The organism is Streptomyces sp. JL2001 (assembly GCF_050917515.1).
In the GTDB taxonomy this organism is placed as follows: domain Bacteria; phylum Actinomycetota; class Actinomycetes; order Streptomycetales; family Streptomycetaceae; genus Streptomyces.
The window spans coordinates 2,834,496-2,858,751 of record NZ_CP169421.1 but is presented as its reverse complement, the minus strand read 5'-3'; the positions used below and the strand labels follow the sequence as shown (position 1 = coordinate 2,858,751).

General features: G+C 73.5%; 24 protein-coding genes. 14 read left to right on the top strand and 10 right to left on the bottom strand.

Features of this window, described 5'->3' with window-relative positions:
* Window positions 1-137: 137 nt before the first annotated feature.
* Entirely contained in the window at window positions 138-2,213 is a 2,076-nt protein-coding gene (locus ACE1OA_RS12445) for a hypothetical protein (protein ID WP_432752778.1), read from the top strand.
* 1,426 nt (window positions 2,214-3,639) lie between these two features.
* Here the strand turns inward: ACE1OA_RS12445 and ACE1OA_RS12440 are convergent.
* From ACE1OA_RS12440 to ACE1OA_RS12430, 3 genes are all read right to left on the bottom strand, one after another.
* Window positions 3,640-4,746 carry a hypothetical protein gene (locus ACE1OA_RS12440; RefSeq protein ID WP_432752777.1) on the bottom strand — a complete coding sequence of 369 codons (1,107 nt, stop codon included), beginning with the start codon at window positions 4,744-4,746 and terminating at the stop codon, window positions 3,640-3,642.
* A gap of 234 nt (window positions 4,747-4,980) precedes the next feature.
* Window positions 4,981-5,205 carry a hypothetical protein gene (locus tag ACE1OA_RS12435; RefSeq protein ID WP_386541131.1) on the bottom strand — a complete coding sequence of 75 codons (225 nt, stop codon included), beginning with the start codon at window positions 5,203-5,205 and terminating at the stop codon, window positions 4,981-4,983.
* Between the two features lie 247 nt (window positions 5,206-5,452).
* A complete protein-coding gene (locus ACE1OA_RS12430; RefSeq protein WP_356609849.1) occupies window positions 5,453-6,013 on the bottom strand; it encodes a TetR/AcrR family transcriptional regulator in 561 nt (186 codons plus the stop codon).
* A gap of 236 nt (window positions 6,014-6,249) precedes the next feature.
* Here ACE1OA_RS12430 and ACE1OA_RS12425 point away from each other — a divergent pair, with 236 nt between their 5' ends.
* Both ACE1OA_RS12425 and ACE1OA_RS12420 read left to right on the top strand, forming a co-directional pair.
* Window positions 6,250-7,179, top strand: coding sequence for a phosphotransferase (locus ACE1OA_RS12425; protein WP_432752776.1), 930 nt, complete (start codon window positions 6,250-6,252; stop codon window positions 7,177-7,179).
* A gap of 58 nt (window positions 7,180-7,237) precedes the next feature.
* Window positions 7,238-8,191 carry a hypothetical protein gene (locus ACE1OA_RS12420; RefSeq protein ID WP_432752775.1) on the top strand — a complete coding sequence of 318 codons (954 nt, stop codon included), beginning with the start codon at window positions 7,238-7,240 and terminating at the stop codon, window positions 8,189-8,191.
* 70 nt (window positions 8,192-8,261) lie between these two features.
* On the opposite strand, the gene ACE1OA_RS12415 is transcribed toward ACE1OA_RS12420, so the two are convergent.
* Window positions 8,262-9,080 carry a transglutaminase-like domain-containing protein gene (locus tag ACE1OA_RS12415; RefSeq protein ID WP_356609855.1) on the bottom strand — a complete coding sequence of 273 codons (819 nt, stop codon included), beginning with the start codon at window positions 9,078-9,080 and terminating at the stop codon, window positions 8,262-8,264.
* Entirely contained in the window at window positions 9,077-10,087 is a 1,011-nt protein-coding gene (locus ACE1OA_RS12410) for a GNAT family N-acetyltransferase (protein WP_432752774.1), read from the bottom strand. Before ACE1OA_RS12410 ends, ACE1OA_RS12415 begins: the two co-directional genes overlap by 4 nt.
* 112 nt (window positions 10,088-10,199) lie before the next feature.
* On the opposite strand from ACE1OA_RS12410, the gene fdxA reads away from it, so the two are divergent.
* Both fdxA and ACE1OA_RS12400 read left to right on the top strand, forming a co-directional pair.
* The gene (gene fdxA / locus ACE1OA_RS12405) at window positions 10,200-10,520 is read left to right on the top strand and encodes a ferredoxin (protein WP_003985062.1); all 321 of its coding nucleotides are present in this window, start codon (window positions 10,200-10,202) and stop codon (window positions 10,518-10,520) included.
* A 124-nt stretch (window positions 10,521-10,644) separates the two neighbouring features.
* Window positions 10,645-11,739, top strand: coding sequence for a bifunctional succinyldiaminopimelate transaminase/glutamate-prephenate aminotransferase (locus ACE1OA_RS12400; protein WP_356609859.1), 1,095 nt, complete (start codon window positions 10,645-10,647; stop codon window positions 11,737-11,739).
* Window positions 11,740-11,806: 67 nt separating this feature from the next.
* On the opposite strand, the gene ACE1OA_RS12395 is transcribed toward ACE1OA_RS12400, so the two are convergent.
* Both ACE1OA_RS12395 and ACE1OA_RS12390 read right to left on the bottom strand, forming a co-directional pair.
* Window positions 11,807-12,211 (bottom strand): ATP-binding protein, encoded by a 405-nt coding sequence (locus ACE1OA_RS12395; protein ID WP_432752773.1) that lies wholly within the window; start codon window positions 12,209-12,211, stop codon window positions 11,807-11,809.
* A 582-nt stretch (window positions 12,212-12,793) separates the two neighbouring features.
* Window positions 12,794-13,756: a hypothetical protein gene (locus ACE1OA_RS12390; protein WP_356609863.1), complete on the bottom strand. Its 963-nt coding sequence runs from the start codon at window positions 13,754-13,756 to the stop codon at window positions 12,794-12,796.
* A 29-nt stretch (window positions 13,757-13,785) separates the two neighbouring features.
* Between ACE1OA_RS12390 and dapE the strand changes: the two genes are divergently transcribed.
* Together dapE and ACE1OA_RS12380 are read left to right on the top strand one after the other, a co-directional pair.
* The gene (gene dapE / locus ACE1OA_RS12385; RefSeq protein WP_356609865.1) at window positions 13,786-14,877 is read left to right on the top strand and encodes a succinyl-diaminopimelate desuccinylase; all 1,092 of its coding nucleotides are present in this window, start codon (window positions 13,786-13,788) and stop codon (window positions 14,875-14,877) included.
* Window positions 14,878-14,967: 90 nt separating this feature from the next.
* Window positions 14,968-15,717, top strand: a complete 750-nt coding sequence (locus ACE1OA_RS12380) for a TIGR00730 family Rossman fold protein (RefSeq protein WP_356609867.1) — start codon at window positions 14,968-14,970, stop codon at window positions 15,715-15,717.
* Window positions 15,718-15,972: 255 nt separating this feature from the next.
* On the opposite strand, the gene folP is transcribed toward ACE1OA_RS12380, so the two are convergent.
* Entirely contained in the window at window positions 15,973-16,833 is an 861-nt protein-coding gene (folP, locus tag ACE1OA_RS12375; RefSeq protein ID WP_356779010.1) for a dihydropteroate synthase, read from the bottom strand.
* A 103-nt stretch (window positions 16,834-16,936) separates the two neighbouring features.
* Between folP and ACE1OA_RS12370 the strand changes: the two genes are divergently transcribed.
* Window positions 16,937-17,302 carry a DivIVA domain-containing protein gene (locus ACE1OA_RS12370; protein ID WP_356606543.1) on the top strand — a complete coding sequence of 122 codons (366 nt, stop codon included), beginning with the start codon at window positions 16,937-16,939 and terminating at the stop codon, window positions 17,300-17,302.
* Window positions 17,299-17,880, top strand: a complete 582-nt coding sequence (locus tag ACE1OA_RS12365) for a DNA-3-methyladenine glycosylase I (RefSeq protein ID WP_147981077.1) — start codon at window positions 17,299-17,301, stop codon at window positions 17,878-17,880. The genes ACE1OA_RS12370 and ACE1OA_RS12365 overlap by 4 nt, the downstream gene beginning before the upstream one ends.
* A 68-nt stretch (window positions 17,881-17,948) precedes the next feature.
* On the opposite strand, the gene ACE1OA_RS12360 is transcribed toward ACE1OA_RS12365, so the two are convergent.
* Window positions 17,949-18,752, bottom strand: a complete 804-nt coding sequence (locus ACE1OA_RS12360) for an enoyl-CoA hydratase/isomerase family protein (RefSeq protein WP_356606547.1) — start codon at window positions 18,750-18,752, stop codon at window positions 17,949-17,951.
* A gap of 290 nt (window positions 18,753-19,042) precedes the next feature.
* Here ACE1OA_RS12360 and ACE1OA_RS12355 point away from each other — a divergent pair, with 290 nt between their 5' ends.
* Window positions 19,043-19,210 carry a DUF3117 domain-containing protein gene (locus tag ACE1OA_RS12355; protein ID WP_006346801.1) on the top strand — a complete coding sequence of 56 codons (168 nt, stop codon included), beginning with the start codon at window positions 19,043-19,045 and terminating at the stop codon, window positions 19,208-19,210.
* 116 nt (window positions 19,211-19,326) lie between these two features.
* On the opposite strand, the gene ACE1OA_RS12350 is transcribed toward ACE1OA_RS12355, so the two are convergent.
* On the bottom strand, window positions 19,327-19,992 hold the full coding sequence (locus ACE1OA_RS12350; RefSeq protein WP_432752772.1) for an O-methyltransferase: 666 nt from the start codon (window positions 19,990-19,992) through the stop codon (window positions 19,327-19,329).
* 142 nt (window positions 19,993-20,134) lie between these two features.
* On the opposite strand from ACE1OA_RS12350, the gene sigE reads away from it, so the two are divergent.
* From sigE to ACE1OA_RS12330, 4 genes are all read left to right on the top strand, one after another.
* Entirely contained in the window at window positions 20,135-20,893 is a 759-nt protein-coding gene (sigE, locus tag ACE1OA_RS12345) for an RNA polymerase sigma factor SigE (protein ID WP_356606550.1), read from the top strand.
* Window positions 20,890-21,867, top strand: a complete 978-nt coding sequence (locus ACE1OA_RS12340; protein WP_432752771.1) for an anti-sigma factor family protein — start codon at window positions 20,890-20,892, stop codon at window positions 21,865-21,867. The genes sigE and ACE1OA_RS12340 overlap by 4 nt, the downstream gene beginning before the upstream one ends.
* A 75-nt stretch (window positions 21,868-21,942) precedes the next feature.
* Window positions 21,943-23,691, top strand: coding sequence for a trypsin-like peptidase domain-containing protein (locus ACE1OA_RS12335; protein WP_432752770.1), 1,749 nt, complete (start codon window positions 21,943-21,945; stop codon window positions 23,689-23,691).
* Window positions 23,692-23,782: 91 nt separating this feature from the next.
* Window positions 23,783-24,229, top strand: coding sequence for a sec-independent translocase (locus tag ACE1OA_RS12330; RefSeq protein WP_356779005.1), 447 nt, complete (start codon window positions 23,783-23,785; stop codon window positions 24,227-24,229).
* Window positions 24,230-24,256: the final 27 nt, after the last annotated feature.

Here is a 24,256-nt window from a genome sequence, read left to right as displayed (position 1 = left end):
GCCGGAATGCCCGTCGCAGAGCCACCGGCGGTCGGGTACAAGTCGGCGGCGGCCAGTATGGTGGTGCGCGCCGCCGAGCCGCCCGGTACACGAGCACCAGCAAGAGCGGGCGGTGGAGCCAACCGGGAGATCCTGCTTTGAGTCGTGAAACTGGTCGAGAGACTGACACTTCGTCCTCCGGCGCCCAGGGGCGCGGTGGAGCCGCCTACCCCTCGGGTACACCGCCGTACGGATCCCGTCAGTATCCGTCGCTCCACCCGACGCAGGACGCGCCCGAGGACGCCGCCCCCGCCGCGCCCAAGCCGCCGCAGCCGGAGGAGCCCAAGACCGAGACCACGCTGACGACCCGGATCCGGATCAACATCCCGGGTTCGCGGCCCATCCCGCCGGTCGTGGTCCGCAAGCCGGTGGGTGACTCCGGCGCCTCCGCCGCGCCCGCTCCCGCCGCCGAGCCGGCGGCGGAGCCGCAGGCCGCACCGGAGCCGGAGCCGGCGCCGGAGCCTCCCAAGGCGGAGGAGAAGACGAGCGACTGGTTCGCCCCGCGCAAGCCGTCGGCCCCGGCCCCCGGCGCCGCCCCGCAGGCCCCCGCGGCCCCCGCGGGCGCCGGACCGGCGACGCCCCCCACCCGGCCGGCACCCCCGGTCCAGGGCGGGACGCCGTCCCAGGGCGGCTCCCAGGCCCACGGATCCGGCTTCGCCGGCCCCGCGACCGGTTCGATCCCCAGGGTCGCCGGACCCTCCATCTCGGCCACCCCCGCGGCGGGCACGCCGATGTTCCTCAGCACGCCGAAGGACGAGAGCGCCTACGGCCCCGACGGCGACCCCTTCTCCCCGCGCGGCCCGAAGCCGCCGGCCGGCCCGACCGGCGGCCCCGTCACCGGCGGCAGCCCCATCGGCGGCGCACCTACCGGCCCGGTCGCCGGCAACCCGCTGGCCGGCGCCCCCATGGGCGGTCCCGTGGCCGGCAACCCGCTGGCCGGCAACCCCGTCGCGGGTGACCCCTTCGCCGGGGACCCGTTCGGCGGCGCCCCCCGCATGTCCGACGACACCGCGATCCTGACGCCGCAGAGCCCCGGCCCCGTCGCACCGGGCGACGGCGCCGCCCACATCTCCGGCGACACGCTCACCAGCGGCATCCCCGTCGTCCCCGCGGGCCCGGAACGCGCACCCCGGCCCCCCGAGCGGAGCGCCCCCGACCGCGGCCCCGCCGCCCCGGCGACCCCCCGCCCCGCGCCCCGGCCCGCCGCCCCGGCGGCCCCGGCGAAGAAGGGCCGCTCCAAGCTGGTCCTCGCGGGTGCCGGCGTCTTCGGCCTCCTCGGCGTCGCGTACGGCGCCGGCCTGCTGCTGAACCACTCCGAGGTGCCCAAGGGCACCACGGTCCTCGGCGTCGACATCGGCGGCGGCACGAAGGAGGAGGCCGTCAACCGGCTGGACTCCGCCCTCGGCAAGCGGGCCCACGCCCCGCTGAGGCTCAACGTCGGCGGCAAGGAGGTCGAGCTCGCGCCGGACAAGGCGGGACTCTCCCTCGACAGCCAGGAGACCGTCCGCGGTGCGGCGGGCAGCGACTACAACCCCGTCTCCGTGATCGGCTCCCTGTTCGGCGGCGAGCGCGTCGCCGAACCGAAGCTCCCGGTCGACCAGGAGAAGCTGGCCGCCGCGCTCGCCGACGTGGCCGGGTCGTCCGGCTCGGCGACCGACGGCACGATCGTCTTCTCGCCGGGCAAGGTCACCGCCGTGGAGGGCAAGCCGGGCAAGGGCCTGGACGTGGCCCGCTCGGTGGTCTCCGTCCGGGACGCGTACCGCGCCCAGGTCGAGACGGGCAAGGCGTCCGTCGTCGAGCTGCCGGTCGTCAGCCGTGAGCCCACGATCACCAAGGCCGAGCTGGACCGGGCCATGAAGGAGTTCGCCGAGCCCGCGATGTCCGGCCTGGTCACGATCAAGGCGGGCTCGAAGGAGATCAAGTTCGGCCCGGCGAAGTCCCTGCCGAAGATCCTCTCCATGAAGGCGGTCGACGGCCGCCTGGTGGAGGTCTACGACAAGCAGGCGATCGAGGGCCTCCTCGACGGCGTCTTCGACGGGATCATGATCACCAAGGGCGACGGCAAGAAGCACCAGGTTTCCGCCGACGACGTGGCCTTCGCGATGCGCGAGGCCCTGCTCGGCAAGACCCCGGCGGAGCGCACGAAGGTCATCGACCTCAACGGCCAGGGCTGAGCCCGAGGGTGGGGGTGGGCCCGAGGCCCTGGCTTGGGGTCGGGCCGGCTTGGGTGGGGCCAAGGCCCTGACTCGGGGTCGGGCCAAGGCCCTGGCTTGGGTGGGGGTCTTGGGGTGGGGGGCCTGGTTCTTGGGGCTGGGGCTCTTGTCGGCTTCTGGTGGTTGGCCGCCCTCTCTCCGAGTGTGGCAGCCGGGTCCGTGCCCTCAAGGGCGCTCCTCGTTCCTCGTCGCGTCGCTGCGCGATGGCCTTCGGCCACCCTTGACCGCCCGGCCCCGGCTGCCTTTTCACACTCGGAGGGCGGCCCGGGGAGGGGCATCCGCTCCGGGGCCCGGTGGGGCCCGGGCGCCGTCGGCGTCCGTCGGCTTTCGGGGTGGCTTCCCGCACCCATTGAATGGGGTGACGCGGCGGCGCTTAGCGGCAATCCGTCGTGTCTCGGCTGGGATTCATGCCCCGCTGGTCAATGTCCGGTGGGGGTGCAGCCGAATCCGCAGCCGCCATCGCCAGTTCGGGCCGGGGGCCGGGGGCCGGGGGCCGGGGGCCAGGGGGCGCGGGGCGCGTGGGGCGGCGGTCGCACGGGTCCCATCCGCCCCACCCATCCCATCGCCGGTCTGGGATCGGCTGCTCAATGACGCTACGGCGTACATTAAGCCCGCCGAGAGTCCGATATGCCCGTGAAGTCCCTTATCCCGTCCGGGTTACCGCAAGTAATGTACGCCGTAGCGTCATTCGGGATGACTCCGCATGGTCGGGATGGATCGGGCCGGGTGGAGGAGGTCCGCTTGAGGCGTCGACTCTCCATGGGCTCTCGAATTCGGCTTCACCCACCACCGGGAATGACCAGCGGGGCATGAATCCCAGCCGCGAGACGAGCAGCACCCGCTAAGCCGAGCCCGACTGCCCCATTCAATGGGTGCGGGGAGCCACCCCAAAGGCCGAGGCCGCCGACGGTGCTGCGCGCCCCGCCGGCCCCCGCCTGGGCCCATCCCCCCGGGCCGCCCTCCGAGTGTGAAAAGGCGGGTGGAGGCGACGGGTCAAGGGTGGAGCGAAGCGAAATCGGCGAAGCCGACGCGACGAAGGAGCGCCCTTGAAGCGGCGCCGTAATCCGCCACACTCGGAGAGAGGGCGGCCAACCACCAGAAACAAACAAGAGCCCCGAGCCCAAGACCCCAGGCCCCGCCCGCAGGGCCGTGTTCCGCGATTGCCGCCTCGCCCCTCGTCGGCCCTTCCCGTCCGTGCCTTGCCCTGCTGTCGCCCGTCCGACCGTCGGGCCCTTGCCGTCCGTGCGTCGACCCGTTGCCGCCCGTCCGACCGTCGGCCCTGCCCGTCGCTCCCGCTGTCGCCCGGTCCCATGAGCCCCTGCTCGCACCCCGCCGCGCCCCGTCGAGCCCCATCGCACCCCGTCGCCCCTCCCGACCCGCCCCCGGGTCACGTCCCCGTGGCGGTGCGCAGGGCCGTTCTGGCCAGGGTGGCGCCGAGGGAGCGGGCGGGGGGCGCGGGGTGTTCCGTGCGGCAGGGGCCGCACAGCTCCTCGTCGGCCAGTGGGCGGAAAAGCATCGGCTGGACGTGCCGGGCCCCCGTGCACTCCCGCATCGTCGCGACGACGGGCGGCGGAGGCGTGGCCGGGCCGGATGGTGGTGGAACCTCGCGGAGGATGTACCGCAGCAGGCCCCCGGGGTGGTGCACCAGTTCGCCCCGTGCGGGCAGGGAGCGGGCGACGGCGCTGCGCAGCGACTCGGCCGAGTGACCCGCCGCCAGCCAGCGGGCGGCAAGGCCGGCCAGTTCCGGGAACATCGCGCGGGGTGCCATCCGCAGTCGGGGGTCCAGGGAGGTCAGGTCCTCGACGGCCCGCCGCGCCTCGGGAGGCGCGGGAGGGTGGGAGGTGTTTCCTCCGGAGGTCTTTCTCGGATGACGGCCGACGGACCGGACCATCGGCCCACCGGCGGCCGGGAGATCGGCCGTCGGAGGAACAACCCCCGGAGGAGCGGCCGTCGGAGGCACAGCCTCCGGAGGAACAACCCCCGGAGGAACACCCCCCGGAGGGGCGGGCGTCGGGGGAACGGTTCCCGCAGGCGCGGGTGTGGAGTTCGTCAGGGGTGGATCGGCGGGGAGCGGGAGGCCGGGGGTGGAGCCGGGGGTGTGGTCCGTCGGAGTTCCGTCGGTCGCGGAGTCCGCCGGTGTCGCTTCGCCAGGCCGGACCGTCCCGGCCTCCGGGGAGCGGACGAGTGCCGCCTCCGCCGGGCTCAGCGGCACGTTGGAGACGAGTTGCCGGGTGCGCCAGCGCCCCCGCTCGACCTGCTCGCGCCACTCGTGGACGTAACCCGCCGCCTTCAACTGCCCTTTGGCGCGCAGGAAGGCGAGCTTTCCGAGACCCGCCCGTCCGGCTGTTCGCGACAGCGGCTCGTCGACGCCGTCGGGCAGGGAGAGCTGCCAGGCCAGGAGGCGGACGGCGTCCGCGTTGAGGTGCGGATGGCGCAGGATCTCGTTCGGGATCTGACTGAAGCGCGCCGCCGGAGGGATAGCATGGCGAAGCATTCCGGGTGCCTCCTAGAGCACTCGAAGTGAAGGCCCTCGGCGCCGGCGGCAACCGGCTCGGGGGCCGCTTTGCGCTCACCGTACAGCAACTCCGGTAGCTGGACGGTCACTTCATGTGACGGACGCCTTCCGTGGGGGGGCGCGAGAAGGGCGCACGCGGGGAGCGGACGGCCCGGCGCGGACCCCGGGGCGCGGTCCGGGTCCGCGTACCCCCGCGCCGAGTCGGCGGCGCCGTCACCAGTCGCCTCCGTAGCGCTGCCTCTTCGCCCGCAGCCACTCCTGGATCTCGCGGGTCTCCCCAGGTGAGGCGGCTCGCAGGTTGCCGACGTGGACTGTCGCGACGAAGTGCACGAAGCGCACCCGCCGGTGGGTGCCGTCGGAGCCGATGACCTTGCCGGGGCCGTAGACGTCGGTGCCGGTGTGGGCGACGAAGCTGCCCGGGCCGTGAGGTGTATCCATTGCGCGCCTTTCGCTCTGTGTGGGGAACCGGTCACACAGTGGCGTGGGTCACGTTACGCTCGGTAGGGGCTGGTAGGGCGACAACGCGACCGGCACACGGGGGGAGTTGGCCGCCGCACCCGTCCCGCCCCCGCCTCGACCCCGCAGCCTCGGCCTTGCTGTCCCGGCCCCTGCCGTCTCGGCCCGGTCTCGCCCACCCACCTCACCCACCCACCCACCCCGCCCACCCCCCTCGCGCCCCGTGGCGTCAGCGCAGCAGCCACTCGCGGGTCAGCGCCATCACGTCCTCGCGGCTGTGGTCGCCGTGCTCGGCGGCGATGAGCCGGCTGCCGAGGCGCACCGAGAACGTGAGCATGCAGCGCACCTCGACATCGGCCTCGTCCGGGCAGAACGTGCGGAACTGGGTGCGCAGGTACTCCATGCGCCGGTTGTCGGCGCGCCGCAGCCGCTCCGCGACCGCCGCGTCGCGCCGCGCCCAGTCGCGGATCGCGAGGTCGATCGCGATGCCCCGCATCGGCTCGTCGCCGGACGTGGCGACGATCGTGAACAGCCGCTCCAGCTTGGCCCGGCCGTCGCCCCCGCCGCTCTCGACCTGCTCGATCACCGCCTCGGTGACGGCGCGCTCCCAGGTGTCGAGCATCTCGCCGAGCAGGGCGTCCCGGTTCGCGAAGTAGCCGTAGAAGCCGCCCTTGGTGACCCCGAGGGACTGCGCCAGCGGTTCGATCCGGACGGCCTCGGGACCGCCCGCGGCGAGGGCCCGCAGCCCCTCCTCGATCCACCTGCCGCGCGGCGTGCGGGTCGCGCCCATGATCCGTGTCTCCCCTCGGCTCGGCCGGCATCCCCGCGGCCGTCGCGGGGCCGGGCCGGCCCGCTGTCTGTACGGCATCGTATAGACGGCGTTCCTGTTCAGGAGGGTTCCCGGCCTCCCGCAATCGCCTGGACGGGTGCGGCCGACGGCCCGCACACTGGGGCGCCGCGCGCTGCACAGCCGCCGGCACGAGCGGCGCCCGTGGAGGCGGCCGGGACCCGAGGGGAACGAACAGCGTGGCGACGTACACCGCAGTGGACCAGATCGACGTGCCCGCGGTGGCCCGGGCCTACGGCATCGAGCCGCTGCGGCTCGTACCGCTCGCGGGTGGGGCGGCCAACTCCAGCTTCCGGCTCTCCACCGCCTCGGACGAGTTCGTCCTCACCGTCCTGGACGACCACGACGCCCTGAGCGCCGGTCGACTCGCCGTCCGTACCCGGGCCCTGTGGCGGCTCGGCGTGCCCACCTGCACGGTCGTGCCGACCACCGACGGGTCCCTCGTCGCCTTCCCCGGTGAGCGGCCCGTGCTCCTCAAGGAGTGGATCGAGGGCGAGGTCCACCGGCCGCTGCCGCTCGCCCTGCTGCCCGAGGCCGGCCGCGTACTGGCGCGGCTGCACACCCTGCCGGCCGGGGTGCCGGGGCTGGCGGACCTGCCGGTGGGCACGCGGCGGCTCACGCCGGAGGACGAGGCGCTGATCCCCGCTTTCGCGGACCGGGAGTTCGCCGCGTGGACGGCCGGCCGGCTGGCGCGGGTGCGCGCCGGCGTGGCGGGCCGGGAGCGGGTGCCGGTGATCGTGCACGGCGACCTCTTCGACGACAACGTCCTCGTGCGGGGCGACCGGCTCGCCTTCCTGGACTGGGAGACCGTGTCCCTCGACGATCCGCTGCTCGACCTCGGGATGGCGGCCGTCGGGCTGGCCCGGGTGGACGGCGCCCTGGACCCGGAGCGGCTGCGGGCCCTGCTCGACGGCTACCAGGAGACGGCGGCGCTCTCGGCGGAGGATCTCGCGCTGCTGCCGCTGGAGATCGTCCACGCGGCGCTGATCATCGCCTTCCACCGCTACCGGCGTCACACCGTGCACCGCCCGGACCCGGCCCTCGCCGACCACCACCGGGAGATGGTGGGCTTCGTCGCCTCGGTGGAGCGGGACCTCAGGGTTCTCTGAGCGCGCGCTCGACGGGCTCCCGCGAGGAGTGTCGGAGGCGTGGGGTTCAATGCGGCACATGATCGAAGACTCCGTGGCCGCCGGGAGCTTCACCGCGCTCGGCGAGGTGACCGCCCCCTCGGGCCTGCTCGTGCTGGGAATGGCCGGCTGGATCGACGGGTGGTCCCGGGTGGGCCGGCCCCTCGCCGAGCGCGCCGGTGAACTGCCCCCGACCGGCGGCCATCTCACGGGCCCGGACGAGGGCGAATCCGGCTCGGAGCACGGCGAGGCGATCGTCGTGCCCGCGGCGTCCGACCGGCCGCTGCCCGTCCGGGCCCTGACCTCCCCGTCGCCCTTCGACGACGAGCCGACGATCTCCGTCCTGGAGGTGGATCTCGGCCTGCCGTGGCCCGGGGAGCGCGCCCCCGCGCCGGTGGCGCTCGGGGACCTCCCCGTCGACCGGTGCGGGATGGTTATCGCGGACGCCGTGGTTCTGGACTCGTTCGTCGGCATCGGCGGCGAGTCCGTCGACGGGCTGGCCGACCTCACCTACTGGGGCCGGTACGAGGACGAGGCGCACGCCGTCCTGGGCGGTGAACGGATCCCGCAGACGTTCTGGGGCGACGGCCCGCGCGGCTGGCTCGACCTGCCCCTGGCCGAGGCGCGGGGGCGCGAGGCCCGCCTCGCGACCTGGCTGGCGGAAGGGCCCGGCAAGGGTCTCGTGTGGTCGGTCGAACCGCACAACCACTTCCATCTGCTGCAGCGCGCCGCCTGGCCCCATCCCCTCCTGCAGGGGCTCATCGACCTGGACGGCATCGCCGTTCTGGGCATCGGCTGGAACCAGGGCGACCACGCCATGCGGCACCGGGGGGAGCGGGCCCACGGGCAGGTGTACCCGGCGACGCTCGAACCTCGTGCCGGCGGGACGGTCCTGCGCTGGACGATCCCGCCCTGGCAGCCCGACGAGGACGAGGCCGAGGCCGAGGACGGCGGGGCCGACGGCGGGGCTTTCCGGGCGGACGGCGAGGACTGAGCCCGCGCCGGCCGGCCCGGCCCGCCGTGACCTCAGGGGCGGGGAGGCCGTCGGTCCAGGAGTGCGCGGGTCAGTTCAGGAGTGCCCGGGCCGCCGCCGCGCGGTGGCGGATCGTGGCCGCCGCGCTCGGCTCCACCGCGGCCACCACCGAGGCGTACGCCTCCATCTCGGTCGCGCCCGTCAGGAACTCGCCGCGCTGCACCAGCAGCTCGGCGCGCTCGTAGCGCAGGCGGGCCGGGTGGGAGGGCAGCAGCAGGGACAGCTCCACCGCCCACAGCGCCGTCGCCGAGCGTTCCGGCCGGGGCGCCGCCCACGCGCGGATGTTGTTCAGGACGCGCAGGACGATCTCCAGCGGGTTGGTGGGCCGCAGCATCGTGGGGTCGAGGTGTTCGCCCGTCGCGCCCGCCACCACCAGCTCGGCGTCGGCGCTCGTCATCGCCCGGCCGCCGGCGAACGGGTCCGCGAGGACCTGCTCCGCGGGGTCGCCGAAGCCGATCACGAAGTGACCGGGCAGACCGAGGCCGTAGACCGGCGCACCGGCCCGGCGGGCGACCTCCATCCAGACCACCGACAGCAGGATCGGCAGGCCCCGGCGCCGCCGCAGGACCTCGTGCAGCAGCGAGGACTCCAGCCGCTGGTAGTCCGCCGGGACGCCCTGGAAGCCCTCGCGGCGGCCGAGCAGCTCCCCGAGTGCCGTACGCCAGGCGTCGGCGCCGCGGACGCCGTACGGCAGGAGTCCGGCCAGCCGGTCCAGTTCGATCTCCGCCGCGTCCAGGTCGTGCCGTGTCACCGCCGGGTCCGCGACCGCGCCGACGAGCAGGCAGAGCCGGGCGAGGTCCGGCCGCCGTGCCCGGGCCTCCTCCGCGAACTCCTGCCGCCAGTCGGTCACGCCTCCGCCGATCCGTGGTGCCGGTAGTGGTGGTAGTGGTGGTGGACCGCGAAGCCCATCGCCTCGTACAGCGCCCTGGCGCCGTCGTTGTCCGTCTCCACCTGGAGCCAGGCCGCCGAGGCGCCCTCGTCGAGCGCCCGTCGCGCGAGTGCCGTCATGACCGCCGTGGCCAGGCCACGGCGCCGGTACGCGGGGTCGACCTCCACCGCCATGAAGCCGGCCCAGCGGCCGTCGACCACACAGCGCCCGATCGCCGCCGGTATGTCTTCCGTGCCCGCTATCGAGGCGAACCACACCCGCGGGCCGCTTCCCAGCACCTTCAGCACGTGCGGTCCCGGCTCGCCCGAGCGCTGGTAGCGCCGGAGCCACGGCTCGTCCACCGAGCCGGACAGGCGGACCTCGGAGACGTCCGCGTCCAGGTCGCCGACCGCCGCGAGACCTCCGGTCCGCACCTCCGCCGAGACCTCCCGGCGCCAGCCGCGCCGCTCCAGCTCCGCGCAGAGAAGCTCCTGGGTGCCCTCGGCGCCGGTCGCCGCCTGCACGAAGGCCGGCAGATCGCGGGCCGCGTACCAGGCCCGCACCCGGGTGAGCGCCTCGTCGAGCGGGAGGCCGGGATCGCCGAGCGGCAGGACCGAGTTGGCGCGCCGGGTGAAGCCGGCCGACGCCCGCAGCGTCCACCCGCCGAGCGGTTCGCTCTCCACCGGCTCCCAGGCGCGCGCGGTCACCCGGGCCAGCTCCTCGAAGGAGGCGGCGGGGCCGCGCCGGCGGGCCGGGGCGGCGGGCACGACCTTGCCCGCGACCAGGGCGGATTCCGCGATCCGGACGCTCTCACCGGTCCGTCGTGTGATCAGCAGCACACCGGTGTCCCACGATGTGAGAACGCCGACCGCGTCGGTGAACTTCGCGCCGGGTGCGGCCGAGTCCGTCACGTACCGGACTGAGACGCGTTTTCCCACGTCAGCGTGGGTGATTCGCACCTCAAGGCGCCCTCCCGCGGTGAATTCCACAGCTTCTCCGCCCCTCCTGTTCGGATCGTCCCCAAGAACGGAGATACTAGGGGCGGGCATCGACGACGCCGCGCTCCCGCGCAGACCAGCCCTATCGAGGAGGAACGACAGCGTGACCTACGTCATCGCGCAGCCTTGTGTCGACGTCAAGGACAAGGCATGCATCGAGGAGTGCCCCGTCGACTGCATCTACGAGGGCTCTCGGTCCTTGTACATCCACCCGGACGAATGCGTCGACTGTGGTGCCTGTGAGCCGGTCTGCCCGGTCGAGGCCATCTTCTACGAGGACGACACCCCGGAGGAGTGGAAGGACTACTACAAGGCGAACGTCGAGTTCTTCGACGAGCTCGGTTCGCCCGGTGGTGCCTCCAAGCTCGGCCTGATCGAGCGCGACCACCCCTTCATCGCCGCTCTGCCGCCGCAGAACGGCTGATCGAACCGCCCTCGGTCCCGTACGGCCTCGCCCGCTGTACGGGACCGACGCGTTTGCCCGGCGGGTCTCCGCGACACGCCCGCCCCGCGCGTCACCCCGTACGTACGAGGAAGTGAGCCAACCCGTGAGCGCAGTCTCTTCGCGCCTGCCCGTCTTCCCCTGGGACCGCCTGGAGCCGTACAAGAAGACGGCGGCCGCACACCCGGACGGCATCGTGGACCTGTCCGTCGGCACCCCGGTCGACCCGGTGCCGGAGCTGATCCGGCAGGCGCTGGTCGCGGCGGCCGACTCGCCGGGCTATCCCACGGTGTGGGGCACCACCGAGCTGCGCGACGCGCTCACGGGCTGGTGCGAGCGACGCCTGGGCGCGGTCGGCTTCACCCACCGCAACGTCCTGCCGGTCGTCGGCTCCAAGGAGCTGGTGGCCTGGCTGCCGACCCAGCTCGGTCTCGGTGCCGGGGACCGTGTGGCCTACCCGCGGCTGGCCTACCCGACGTACGAGGTCGGCGCACGGCTCTGCGGGGCCGAGCCGGTCGTGTACGACGACCCGACCGAACTCGACCCGGCCGGGCTCAAGCTGCTGTGGCTCAACTCCCCGTCCAACCCCACGGGCCGGGTCCTGGACAAGGACGAGCTGACCCGGATCGTGGCGTGGGCGCGTGAGCACGGCGTGCTGCTCTTCTCCGACGAGTGCTACCTGGAGCTGGGCTGGGAGGCCGAGCCGGTCTCCGTGCTGCACCCGGACGTCTGCGGCGGCTCGTACGAGGGCATCGTCGCCGTCCACTCGCTCTCCAAGCGCTCCAACCTGGCCGGCTACCGTGCCGCCTTCGTCGCGGGCGACGAGGCCGTCCTCGCGGAGCTGCTGCTCATCCGCAAGCACGGCGGCATGATGACGTCCTCCCCGGTGCAGGCCGCGACGGTCGCCGCGCTCGGCGACGACGGGCACGTGGCCGAGCAGCGCGAGCGCTACGCGGCGCGGCGGGCGGCCCTGCGGACGGCCCTGGAGGCGCACGGCTTCCGGATCGAGCACAGCGAGGCCAGCCTCTACCTGTGGGCGACCCGGGACGAGCCGTGCTGGGACACGGTGGCGTACCTGGCGCAGCTGGGCATCCTGGTCGCGCCCGGCGAGTTCTACGGGACGGCGGGGGAGCGCTTCGTGCGCGTGGCCTTCACCGCCACCGACGAGCGGGTCGAGGCGGCGGTCAAGCGCCTCGGCTGACGGCCGGCCGACACGCGGGAGGGCCCGGGAGCATCGGCTCCCGGGCCCTCCCGCGTTCCAGGTCCGGTCAGCCGCCGATCGGCAGCCCGCCGCCCAGCGGCAGGCCCTTGGTGGGCAGACCGCCGAGCGCGCCCGCGGTCGGGCCCTCGGCGCTCTCGGTGGCGGCGCCCGCGGTCCTGCCGAGCACGTCGCCCGCCTTGCCGGCGGTGTCGACGGTCTTGCCGGCGGCCGGGACCGCCTTGCCGACGACCTTGCTGCCGGTGTTGCCGGCCACGCCGGTCGCGGTCTGCGAGGCGCTGTCGACGGTGCCGCCGAGGCCGGCGCTGTCGAGGGTGGAGATGGGCAGGGCGCCGGTCGGCGCGAGGTTGTGGTCCATGGCGCTCGCGGAGCCGGCCGCACCGACCACGGGGGCTGCTCCGGCCGCGATGAGCAGGGCGGCGCGGGCGATCCGACGGGTCAGGGGGAGGGACATGGTGCTCCTTCGACGAGAGGACATTTGCGTGTCCGGCGTTCGGACGCAGTGACAACCGGCCGGGGGGAGGGAGAGGTTGCGGCGACCGAAGGTAAAGAGTTGGTCATGCGTCGTATTGTCGGGTGGGGAGGAAAACGGGCGAACGAGCCATTGCGACGGCACCTGGCGAACCGTCACTTCCCTTGCCGGGCAACAGAATTGACGCCGGATGGCAGTCCCGCCGGCGGGGCGTGCGAACCGTCGTCGAATTCCCCGTGCGGAAAGGCGGCGGGTGCCTCGGCCGAGTGAATTCCCGGACGGATGCGCGACCGATGTGCGAATCGCGTGGCGTGGCGCGAGGACAGCCGGAAAGACGCGGACCACCGCCGGCCGGCGCACGCGCCGGATTCACGACGCCCCGATGCTTCGGTGGCGCGCCGGGTCCACGACGGACGTCCCTCCACGGCGTGCCGGGGTGGGGACGGGTCGTGGGGCCGGCGCGCCGGGAGATCGGGCCGGTGCGGGGGCGTGCCTGGGTGCGGGTCGGCCGGGTGCGGGCTCGGGGCCCGGTGGGGGCGTCCGCCGTGCGGGGGCGGCCGGGTCCTACCGGGCGAGCCGGATGCGGACGGTGCCGGCGTCCCCGGCGGCCGTGTTCCGCGCCTTCGCCCACGCGCCCGCCGCGTCACCCGCGCGCCAGACCCGGTCCGCGAACGCGACCTCCTCGATGCGCAGCGCGTCGGCCCGCGCCACCGCCCAGTGCGCGACCTCCCAGCCCCGCTGCGCCTCCGTGCCGGTGGTCGCCCGGACCGGCACGGAGATCACGGCGTCGCCGCCGCCCGCGTGCGCACCGGCGCTGCCGGCGCCGCCCGTGACCGCCTTCGGGGCGATCCCGGGGCCGAAGTCGCGCAGCAGTTCCGCCCGGAGCTTGGCCGGATCGCCCGCCCGTGCCTCCTGCGTCCCGCCGGGCGTGCCCGTCGTGCAGGACAGGGTGGCGGGCGACCGGCCGGTCAGCGCGGCCGCCAGCAGCGCCGCGTCCGGCTCGTGCTTCGCGTACGCCTGCGGGAAGCCGCTGCGCTGCACCTTCTGCGCCGCCACGGTCAGCGGCAGCCGTGAGTAGCCCGGGACCTTGGCCAGCCCGTCGTAGAACTTCCCCGAGGAGTAGACCGGGTCCAGGATCTGCTCGGGTGTGCCCCAGCCCTGCGAGGGGCGCTGCTGGAACAGGCCCAGCGAATCGCGGTCGCCGTGCCGGATGTTGCGGAGCGCCGACTCCTGGAGCGCCGTCGCGAGCGCGATCGTGACCGCGCGCTCCGGCATGCCGCGGGTGGTGCCGACGGCGGAGATGGTGGCGGCGTTCGACGCCTGCTCCGGCGTGAACTCGTAGACGGTCCCGCCACTGCCCACGGTGCACTGGGGCGTGCCCATGCTGCCGGTGACCTGGTGGACGGCGACGTACGCGGCCAGCCCGAGCAGCGCGGCGAAGGCCGCGGCGAAGCGGGCGGGGCGACCGCGCCGGCTTCGGCTGCGGTCTCGACCGGGGAGGGAGGCGGACTCGGACACGGGGCCCACCGTACTGGAGGCCGGGTTAGGGTCGGCACATGGCTGACCACGCTCCCCTGGACCTCACGATGGACGGGCCCGCGCTCACCGCCGCGCTCGTCGACTTCCCCTCCGTCAGCGGGAGCGAGGAGCCCCTCGCCGACGCGATCGAGCAGGCGCTGCGTCTCCTGCCGCACCTCACGGTCGAGCGCCACGGGAACAACATCGTCGCCCGCACCCACCTCGGCCACGCCGAGCGGGTCATCCTGGCCGGCCACATCGACACCGTGCCGATCGCCGACAACGTGCCCTCGCGGCTCGACGGGAACGGCGTCCTGTGGGGCTGCGGCACCTCCGACATGAAGTCCGGCGTCGCGGTCCAGCTGCGCATCGCCGCCACCGTCCCCGAGCCCAACCGCGACCTCACCTTCGTCTTCTACGACAACGAGGAGGTCGCCGCGCACCTCAACGGCCTCGGCAAGATCGCGGAGGCCCACCCCGACTGGCTGGACGGCGACTTCGCCATCCTGCTGGAAGGGTCCAACGCCGAGGTCGAGGGCGGCTGCCAGGGCACCCTGCGGGTCCTGCTGCACACGGAGGGCGAGCGGGCCCACTCCGCGCGCTCCTGGATGGGCTCCAACGCCATCCACGCCGCCGCCCCGATCCTCGCCCGGCTCGCCTCCTACGAGCCGCGCAGGCCGGTCATCGACGGCCTGGAGTACCACGAGGGCCTCAACGCGGTGCGGATCGAGGGCGGCGTCGCCAACAACGTCATCCCGGACGCCTGCACCGTCGTCGTGAACTTCCGCTACGCCCCCGACCGCACCATGGAGGACGCGGAGGCCCACGTCCGCGAGGTGTTCGCCGACTGCGGGGTCACCGAGTTCGTGGTCGACGACCACTCCGCCGGCGCCCTGCCCGGTCTCTCCCACCCGGCCGCCGCGGCCTTCATGAAGGCGGTCGGCGGCAGCGCGCTGCCCAAGTTCGGCTGGACGGACGTGGCCCGCTTCAGCGCCCTGGGCGTGCCCGCCGTGAACTACGGCCCCGGTGACCCGCTGTACGCGCACAAGCGCGACGAGCACGTCGTGGTGGACCGGATCCACCAGTGCGAGGCACGTCTCCGCGACTGGCTGACTGACGGACAGGCGTAATTTCGCTTTTTGTCACGTCTCTGGACCTACCCTGACCGGACTGGAAGATCGATCGTCGGATCGATGGATCGTCGGTGGAGGGAGCAGGCCATGGGTATCCCCGAGGGAGCGGCCAAGCCGGAGGAGCAGCGGCTGGGGCCGGTGCTCAGGAGGCGGGACCAGGTTCAGTCGGGCACCACGGATCAGCGTCTGCTGGACACCGAGGGCGACTCGGAGTGGGTGCACACCGACCCCTGGCGGGTCATGCGCATCCAGTCCGAGTTCGTCGAGGGCTTCGGCGCCCTCGCCGAACTGCCGAGCGCGATCAGCGTCTTCGGTTCGGCCCGCACCAAGCCCGACTCGCCCGAGTACGAGGCCGGCGTGCGGCTCGGCCGCGCCCTGGTCGAGGCTGGCTTCGCGGTCATCACGGGCGGCGGCCCGGGTGCGATGGAGGCGGCCAACAAGGGCGCCCGGGAGGCCAAGGGCATCTCGGTGGGCCTCGGGATCGAGCTTCCCTTCGAGCAGGGGCTCAACCCGCACGTCGACATCGGCGTGAACTTCCGCTACTTCTTCGTCCGCAAGACGATGTTCGTGAAGTACGCGCAGGGCTTCGTGGTCCTGCCGGGGGGCCTCGGCACCCTGGACGAGCTGTTCGAGGCGCTGACCCTCGTCCAGACGCGCAAGGTGACCCGCTTCCCGATCGTGCTCTTCGGTACGGAGTACTGGCGGGGCCTGGTCGACTGGCTCCGCGACTCGGTGGTCGCGGGCGGCAAGGCCTCGGAGCGGGACCTGCTGCTGTTCCACGTGACGGACGACGTGGACGAGGCCGTGGCGCTGGTGACCAAGGAGGTCAACCGCTAGGACTTGTCCGGGATGTCACGCGGGGCGTCGGGCGGCTTTCCGCCCGGCGCCCCGTGGCGTTCCCGGCAGGACGCTCCCCGGACAGAACACCTAGGTCCTGTCCGGGCGATCTTCTCGGGCCCGCGACGACGGCTGCGGCGTCTCGCGGCGTTGTCGGAGTCGCCCGAGTACGCCCAGTACGAGGGCGATCCTCCGCCTTGCGATACACCAAATCCGACGCCGCGGGCCGATCCTCGAAGATCGCCCGGACAGGACCTAGGCCAGGCCGCGGCGCGCCACCGCGGGCGGTCGGTGGCCGGCGATGGAGGCCACCATGTCGAGGACCTGCCGGGTCTCCGCCACCTCGTGGACGCGGTACACCTGTGCGCCGAGCCAGGCCGAGACCGCGGTCGTCGCGAGCGTGCCCAGGACCCGCTCCTTCACCGGCCGGTCGAGGGTCTCCCCGACGAAGTCCTTGTTGGACAGGGACACCAGCACCGGCCACCCCGTGTCGGTCATCTCGCCGAGCCGGCGGGTCGCCTCCAGGCTGTGCCGGGTGTTCTTCCCGAAGTCGTGACCCGGATCGATCATGATCCCGTCCCGGCGTACGCCCAGCGAGACCGCCCGCTCGGCCAGCCCCACCGTCACCTCCAGGATGTCGGCCATCACGTCCTCGTACTCGACCCGGTGCGGCCGGGTCCGGGGCTCCGCGCCGCCCGCGTGGGTGCACACGAGCCCGGCGCCGTAGCGGGCGGCGACCTCCGCGAGTCCCGGGTCCACGCCGCCCCACGCGTCGTTCAGGACGTCCGCGCCGGCCTCGCAGACCGCCTCCCCGACGTCGGCGCGCCAGGTGTCCACGCTGATGACGACGTCCGGATGCCGGCGCCGTACCTCGGCGACGAATCCGACCGTGCGGCGCGCCTCCTCCTCGGCGGTCACCTCCTCGCCGGGGCCCGCCTTGACCCCGCCGATGTCGACGATCGCGGCGCCCTCGGCGACCGCCTGCTCGACGCGGGCGAGCGCGGGCTCGTCGCGGAAGGTGGCGCCCTGGTCGTAGAAGGAGTCCGGGGTCCGGTTCACGATCGCCATGATCACCGGCTCGTGCGGCCCGAATTCACGCCGTCCCAAGCGCAGCATCCCTTTTGTCCTCCCTCGCGTCCGTTCGCCTGCGACCCTAGCTGTCGGTGGCACGTGGCACGATCGGCACGGGACGTTTTCCACTCCTGGAAGAGGCGCGCTGGTGTTCTGGTTCTTGCTGATCGCGATGGTGGTGGTCGTGGCCGCGGTCACGCTGGCGGTGGTCGGCGGTGGTGACAGCGAGGTGCTGCCGGAGGCGGCGCCCGAGCAGCTGATCGACCCCCTGCCGGCGACGCGCCGGGTCGAGCAGGCGGACGTCGAGGCGCTCCGGCTGCCCGTCGCGGTCCGGGGCTACCGGATGGCCGACGTGGACGACGTCCTCGGGCGGCTGGGTGCGGAGCTCGCCGAGCGCGACGAGCAGATCGCGGAGCTCCGGGCGGAGCTCGCCGGCGCGGCGGGCCGGCGGCGTGCCGGGGACACCGGACCCACCGGGAGCGGACCCTCGCTGCGCAAGGACGAGGGCCGATGACCGGCGCCGCCGTGCCGGGACCCGACGGCGGGCTGCGCTGCCCGTGGGGCCTGTCGACCGAGGACTACGTCGCCTACCACGACGAGGAGTGGGGGCGCCCGGTCCACGGCGACGACGCCCTGTTCGAGCGGTTGTGCCTGGAGGCCTTCCAGTCGGGGCTGTCCTGGATCACGATCCTGCGGCGCCGCGAGGGCTTCCGGAAGGCGTTCGCGGACTTCGAGATCGCCCGGGTGGCCCGGTTCACGGAGGCCGACCGCGAGCGGCTGCTCGCCGACGAGGGGATCATCCGCAACCGTGCGAAGGTCGACGCCACGATGGCCAACGCCAAGGTGCTCGCGGAGTGGGAGCCGGGTGAACTGGACACGCTGATCTGGTCCTTCGCCCCCGACGCGGCGACCCGCCCGGCGCCGGTGACCACGGCCGACGTGCCGGCCGTCACAGACGAGTCCACGGCGCTCTCCAAGGCCCTGAAGAAGCGGGGTCTGCGCTTCATCGGCCCGACGACGGCCTACGCGCTGATGCAGGCGTGCGGGCTGGTCGACGACCACCTCCGGGACTGCGTGTCCCGCGGCGCCTGATCGCACCCGAGGCACGGGGAAGCCCCGTCCCGGGTGTTCGGGACGGGGCTTCCGTGCCTCCGGCGGGGTCAGCGCCCCACGTACTTCGGCTTCTCCTTCGAGAGGAACGCCTGGACCGCGATCGTGTGGTCCTCCGAGGCCCCGGCCCGGGTCTGGGCCTCGTCCTCCTTCTCCAGCGCCTCGGCCAGCGAGTGGTCCGCCCCGTAGGCCAGGGACTCCTTCAGCGCCGCGTACGCCACCGTCGGGCCCTCCGCCAGGGCGCGTGCCACCTTCGCGGCCTCCTGGGCCAGGTCGGCGGCCGGCACGAGCCGGTTCACGATGCCCAGCTCGTACGCCTCCTGCGCGGTGATCGAACGGGGGAACAGCAGCAGGTCCGACGCCCGGCTCGCGCCGATGAGGCGCGGCAGCGTCCAGGACATGCCCGAGTCGGCGGTCAGCGCGACTCCCGCGAACGAGGTGTTGAAGGCGGCCGTGTCGGCCACCACCCGGTAGTCCGCCGCCAGGGCGAAGCCGAAGCCCGCCCCCGCCGCGACACCGTTGACGCCCGCCACGACCGGCTTCGCCATGCCCGTCAGCGCCCGGACGATGGGGTTGTAGTGGTCCCGGACGGTGTTCATGGTGTGCTGCGTCCCGGACTCCTTGTCGGAGATCAGGAGCCCCACGTGCTCCTTGAGGTCCTGGCCCACACAGAAGGCGCGGTCGCCCGCCGCCGTCAGCAGCACCGCCCGTACGGCCGGGTCCGCCGCCGCAGCCTCCACCGCGTCCCGCAGCGCGACCTTCGCCTCGACGTTCATCGCGTTCATGGCCTCGGGCCGGTTGAGCGTGATCGTGGCGAGTCCGTCGCTCACTTCGTACAGCACGGTGTCGGCCATCACGGCTTCCCTTCGCGTCTTTGCGTCGTTGACCCGCTCAGCATGGCGGACATCACCCCTCGCGCACATGTGACCTGCATCAAAGGGCGGCGGCGAAGTATCGCAGGCCGATCGCCGAAATAGACGGTTTTGCGAAAGCGCGTTGCGGAAGCGATGCAGTCCGATGTTGGTCATCGGGTCCTGTGATGCGGGATAATGACCTGGAAGCAATGTGTTCGATGCCGGTGACGTGTGTCCCTCTTCAGGGGCCGTCGGCTGACGATGAGCTGGTTTCAGGAAGGGGAACGAGCATGGCGGCCATGAAGCCGCGGACGGGCGACGGCCCGCTCGAGGTGACCAAGGAGGGGCGGGGCATCGTCATGCGCGTTCCGCTCGAAGGCGGCGGTCGGCTTGTCGTCGAGCTGACGCCGGACGAGGCCGAAGCCCTCGGCGACGCCCTGAAGCAGGTAGTCGGCTGACGCGACAAACCCGGTTTTCCGCTTCTGCCCCGGCACGGTGAGCACCGCGCCGGGGCAGAGGTGTTCCCGGGGCCGGCACGGGACGCGGCGGGCCCGTACGGCCGGGCGAGGGGCGCTCAGCCCCGGCGTACCGCGCACAGCAGGCCGCCGCCCACGGGCAGCAGCGACGGCAGCAGCTCCTGGCTCTCGCGCACCGCGCGGAGCAGCTCCCGGATCTTCAGGACCTCCGCCGGCTGCGCCGCGGAGTCGACCGTGCGGCCGTCCGCGAAGACGCCCTCGAAGCAGACCAGACCCCCAGGTCGGAGCAGGCGCAACGATTCAGCGAGATAGTCCAGGGACTCCAGCGGGTCCCCGTCGCAGAAGACGAGGTCGTAGCCGCCGTCCGCGAGCCGCGGCAGCACGTCCAGGGCGCGCCCGGGGATGAACCGGGCCCGGTTCCCGGCGAAACCGGCGGCGCGGAAGGCCGTCTTCGCGAACTGCTGGCGCTCCGGCTCCAGGTCCACGGTCGTCAGGACGCCGTCCGGCCGCATCCCGTACAGGAGATAGATGCCGGACACGCCCGTGCCGGTACCGATCTCCGCCACGGCTTTCGCGTCGGCCGTGGCGGCCAGCAGGCGCAGAGCGGCGCCGGTGCCCGGTGACACCGAGGGCAGCGCTGCCTCCCGGGCCCGGTCACGGGCCCAGCGCAGCGCTTCGTCCTCGGCGACAAAGGCGTCGGCGAACGCCCAGCTCGTCTGCCGGTTGGCGGTAATGGCCCTCTCCTGTCCCCTTAGTTGGCGCAACGGTGACTGTATCCGCTGCGCACGGGAACCCGCAGATGGGACCGGGCGTTCAGAGAGGGTGTGGGACGACACGCGGCGGTGGCCGAGGCCGGCCCCAAATTCGCGTAAAGATTCTTATCCGGAGCTAACGGGCGAGGTGGCTATGGTAGGGGCTCCACTGGACACCACCAGAGCCGACAGGGGAGGTGCGGCTGCGCCTGGGGATCGGGGAGGAGTGCTTCGGCGTCTTCTCAGGTCGGCGGGTGAGCCGAAATCCGTGACCGACACCGCTGACCGAATCCACACCACCGACGCCGCACCCACCACCGCGACCTTCGCATCGGATGCGGAATCGCAGGCGTGGACTCCGCCCACCTGGGAGGAGATCGTCAGCACGCACAGCGGCCGGGTCTATCGCCTCGCCTACCGGCTGACCGGCAACCAGCACGACGCCGAGGACCTCACCCAGGAGGTCTTCGTCCGCGTCTTCCGCTCGCTGTCGACGTACACGCCGGGCACCTTCGAGGGCTGGCTGCACCGCATCACCACCAACCTCTTCCTGGACATGGTCCGCCGCAAGCAGCGGATCCGCTTCGACGCGCTCGGCGACGACGCGGCCGAGCGGCTGCCCAGCCGCGAGCCCTCGCCGCAGCAGGTGTTCAACGACACCCACTTCGACGCCGACGTCCAGCAGGCCCTCGACACCCTCGCGCCCGAGTTCCGGGCCGCGGTCGTGCTGTGCGACATCGAAGGACTCTCGTACGAGGAGATCGCCGCGACGCTCGGCGTGAAGCTCGGCACGGTCCGTAGCCGTATCCACCGCGGGCGCTCGCACCTGCGCAAGGCGCTGAAGCACCGCTCTCCCGAGGCCCGGGCGGAGCGTGGGCTCGCGGCCGTCGGCTGGGAGGGCGGAACGGCGTGACCGGAACCAGCCCTCTCGGCCCGACCCCCGCGGAGCACCACCTCGGGGACCGGCTTGCCGCCCTCGTGGACGGCGAGCTCGGCCACGACGCCCGTGATCGGGTCCTCGCCCACCTCGCGACCTGCGCCAGATGCAAGGCGGAGGCCGACGCCCAGCGCACGCTGAAGAGCGTCTTCGCCTCCACCGCGCCTCCTCCGCCCTCGGAAGGGCTCCTCGCCCGCCTCCAGGGGCTGCCCGGGGGACCGGGCGATCCGGGGGGCGACTACCGCCGGGGGGCACCTTTCGACGGCCTCTTCGAGATGAGCGGCGGGGTCGGCGCGGTGAAGTCCGACGGCTTCGCCACGGCCTCCCCCGTCTCCCCGCACTCCGGCTTCCGCATCCACCCGGTGAGCGGCCGGCCCGAGCACGACCGCACCGCCAGCCGCGGACGGCGCTTCGCCTTCGTGGCGGCCAGCGCGGTCTCCTTCGCCGCCATCGCGCTCGGCGGCGCCCTTCCGCTGGAAGCGAGCGTGAACGCGGGCGCCCGCGGCGACGGCACGGGCAACAACGTGACCCCGCTGCGCTCCGCGGCCACCGGCACCGGTACTCCCGCGGGCACGGGCACGGCGACGAACGTGGGCACGCCCACCGGGCGCGGCGCACGGTGGGGCGAGCGCGCGGGCGAGCGGTCCGGCCCGGCGACCCTGGCCACGGCGGGCGGTGTCACGTCGACGCCCGGCACGGTCGTCACGGGTCCGCTGGTCCCGGGAGCCCCGACGCCCACGGCCGCGCTGCCCGTGGTCTCCCTCCAGCGTCAGGTTCCGGCCACCCGGTCGCTGACGGAGGTCTCCCCGTTCATACGGCCCTCGGGCACGGCCCTGCACCTGACGTTCGGGCCCGGGCTCGGAGGGCCGAGCGGCTCGCCGTCCGCCCCCGTCCCGGCGTCCCCCGGCACCCCCAGCCCCTCACCGGACACGCTCACCGCCCACCGCTGACCGCGGACCTGGTTGAATCCCCCGAAGGGGCGCCCGACACAGGGGCGCGGACAGGTCAGCTGTGGCGGGGAGAGCATGAACGACGGGAAGCCCACCGACCGGAAGCCGAAGTGGTGGAGCCGGCCGGCGAGTACGCCGCTGCCGGCGCCGCACCAGCCGGTCGCGTACGAGGCGGCGGACCCGGCCGCGGGCGAGGGTGACTTCACCCTCGCCGCGCCCGCGGCCCCGCAGGCCACGGGAACGGCCCCGGAGGCCGCTCCCGTGACGGCGCAGGACCCCTCGGTGCCGGCGGGTCCCCCGCAGGCCGCCGACACCACCGACATCGGTGTCACCGGCAACGCCGCCGCCGACGCCGCGGAGACGGCGGAGCTGCCCGTCACCCCGTCCGTACCGCAGCAGGCCCGGCCGCTGCACGAGCCCGACGAGTACCGGACCCCGCCGTACGGCGGTCCCGGGCCGTGGGCGCCCGCCCCGCCCGTGCAGCATCCGGCCGCCACCCCGGCCCACGGCGTACCCGCCCCGCCGCACCAGCCGCACGCACCCGCCCCCCAGGCGGTGCCGCAGCAGCAGACGCAGCCGTTGCCGCACGGCCCCGCTCCGCACGCACCCGCGCCCCAGGCGGCGCCGCGGCAGACGCCCGCGCAGTGGGTGCAGTACGACCCCTGGACCTCGCACGGAGCCCCGCTCAGCGCCGTCGCCGAACCGCCCGCCAAGCCCCGCCGCCGCGGCCTGGCGCTCGCCGGCGTCCTGGCCTTCGCCCTCGTCACCGGCGTCCTCGGCGGTGTGATCGGCTCCTACGTCGAGCGCAACGGCGGCCTCACCACCATCGAGCTGCCGCAGGCCGGGTCCGGGGACACCGCACGTGCTCCCGAGAGCGTCGCGGGGATCGCCGCCAGCGCCCTGCCCAGCGTCGTCACCATCCACGTCAGCGGCGGCGGCTCCTCCGGCACCGGCACCGGCTTCGTCCTCGACACCCGCGGCCACATCCTGACCAACAACCACGTGGTCGACGCGGCCTCCTCCGCCGGCGACATCTCGGTCACCTTCAGCAGCGGCGAGACCGCGAGCGCGAAGCTCATCGGCAAGGACACCGGCTACGACCTGGCCGTCGTCCAGGTCACCGGCGTCTCGAACCTCAAGCCGCTGCCGCTCGGGAACTCCGACGACGTCCGGGTCGGCGATCCGGTCGTCGCCATCGGCGCGCCCTTCGACCTCCAGAACACCGTCACCTCGGGCATCATCAGCGCCAAGGAGCGCCCGATCACCGCCGGCGGCGAGAAGGGCGACGGCAGCGACGTCAGCTACGTCGACGCCCTCCAGACCGACGCACCGATAAACCCGGGCAACTCGGGCGGCCCGCTGGTCGACTCCCAGGCCCGGGTCATCGGCATCAACAGCGCCATCCGGGCCGCCGACAGCGGTACGGGCGGCGAGGGCGGCCAGGCCGGCTCGATCGGCCTCGGCTTCGCCATCCCGATCAACCAGGGCAAGCGCGTCGCCGAGGAGCTCATCAACACCGGCAAGGCGACCCACCCCGTCATCGGTGTGAGCCTCGACATGCAGTTCAGCGGCGACGGCGCCCGGGTCGGCGAGAAGGGCAAGGACGGCTCCGCCTCGATCACCCCCGGCGGCCCCGCCGCCAAGGCCGGCATCCGCCCCGGGGACGTCATCACCAAGGTCGACGGCCAGCGGGTCCACAACGGCGAGGAGCTGATCGTGAAGATCCGCGCCCACCGTCCGGGCGACAAGCTGGAGCTGACCGTGGTCCGCGCCGGCAAAGAGCAGACCAAGACGTTGACCCTCGGTTCCTCCCAGGGCACCTGAGCGCCATTCCACCGACGCCACGAGGTACCCGCCCGGCAGTTTCGGCGGGTACCGTGGAGCGGGCCCCGGACCCCGCGTGAGGAGCAGCAAGGTGTTCAACGACCTAGGCATACTCGAGCTCGTGACGCTCGTGGTCCTCGCCGTGCTCATCTTCGGTCCGGACAAGCTGCCGAAGGTCATCCAGGACGTCTCGGGCTTCATCCGCAAGATCCGGGACTTCTCCGAGAGCGCGAAGCAGGACATCCGCACCGAGCTCGGTCCGGAGTTCAAGGACTTCGAGTTCGAGGACCTCAATCCGAAGACCTTCCTGCGCAAGCAGCTGGAGGGCAACGAGGACCTCAGGGAACTCAAGGACCTGCGCAGCAGCTTCGACCTCAAGAAGGAGATGAACGACGTCGCCGACGCGGTGCACGGCCGCGAGTCCGCGACGTCCTCCGTACCCGCGGCGGTCAACGGTTCGGCCGCGCCCGACCTGCTGAAGAAGCAGGACAAGCCGGCCCGCGACGACCGCCCGCCGTACGACTCCGACGCGACCTGACACCACCGGGTGCGACCCGGTGGCTAT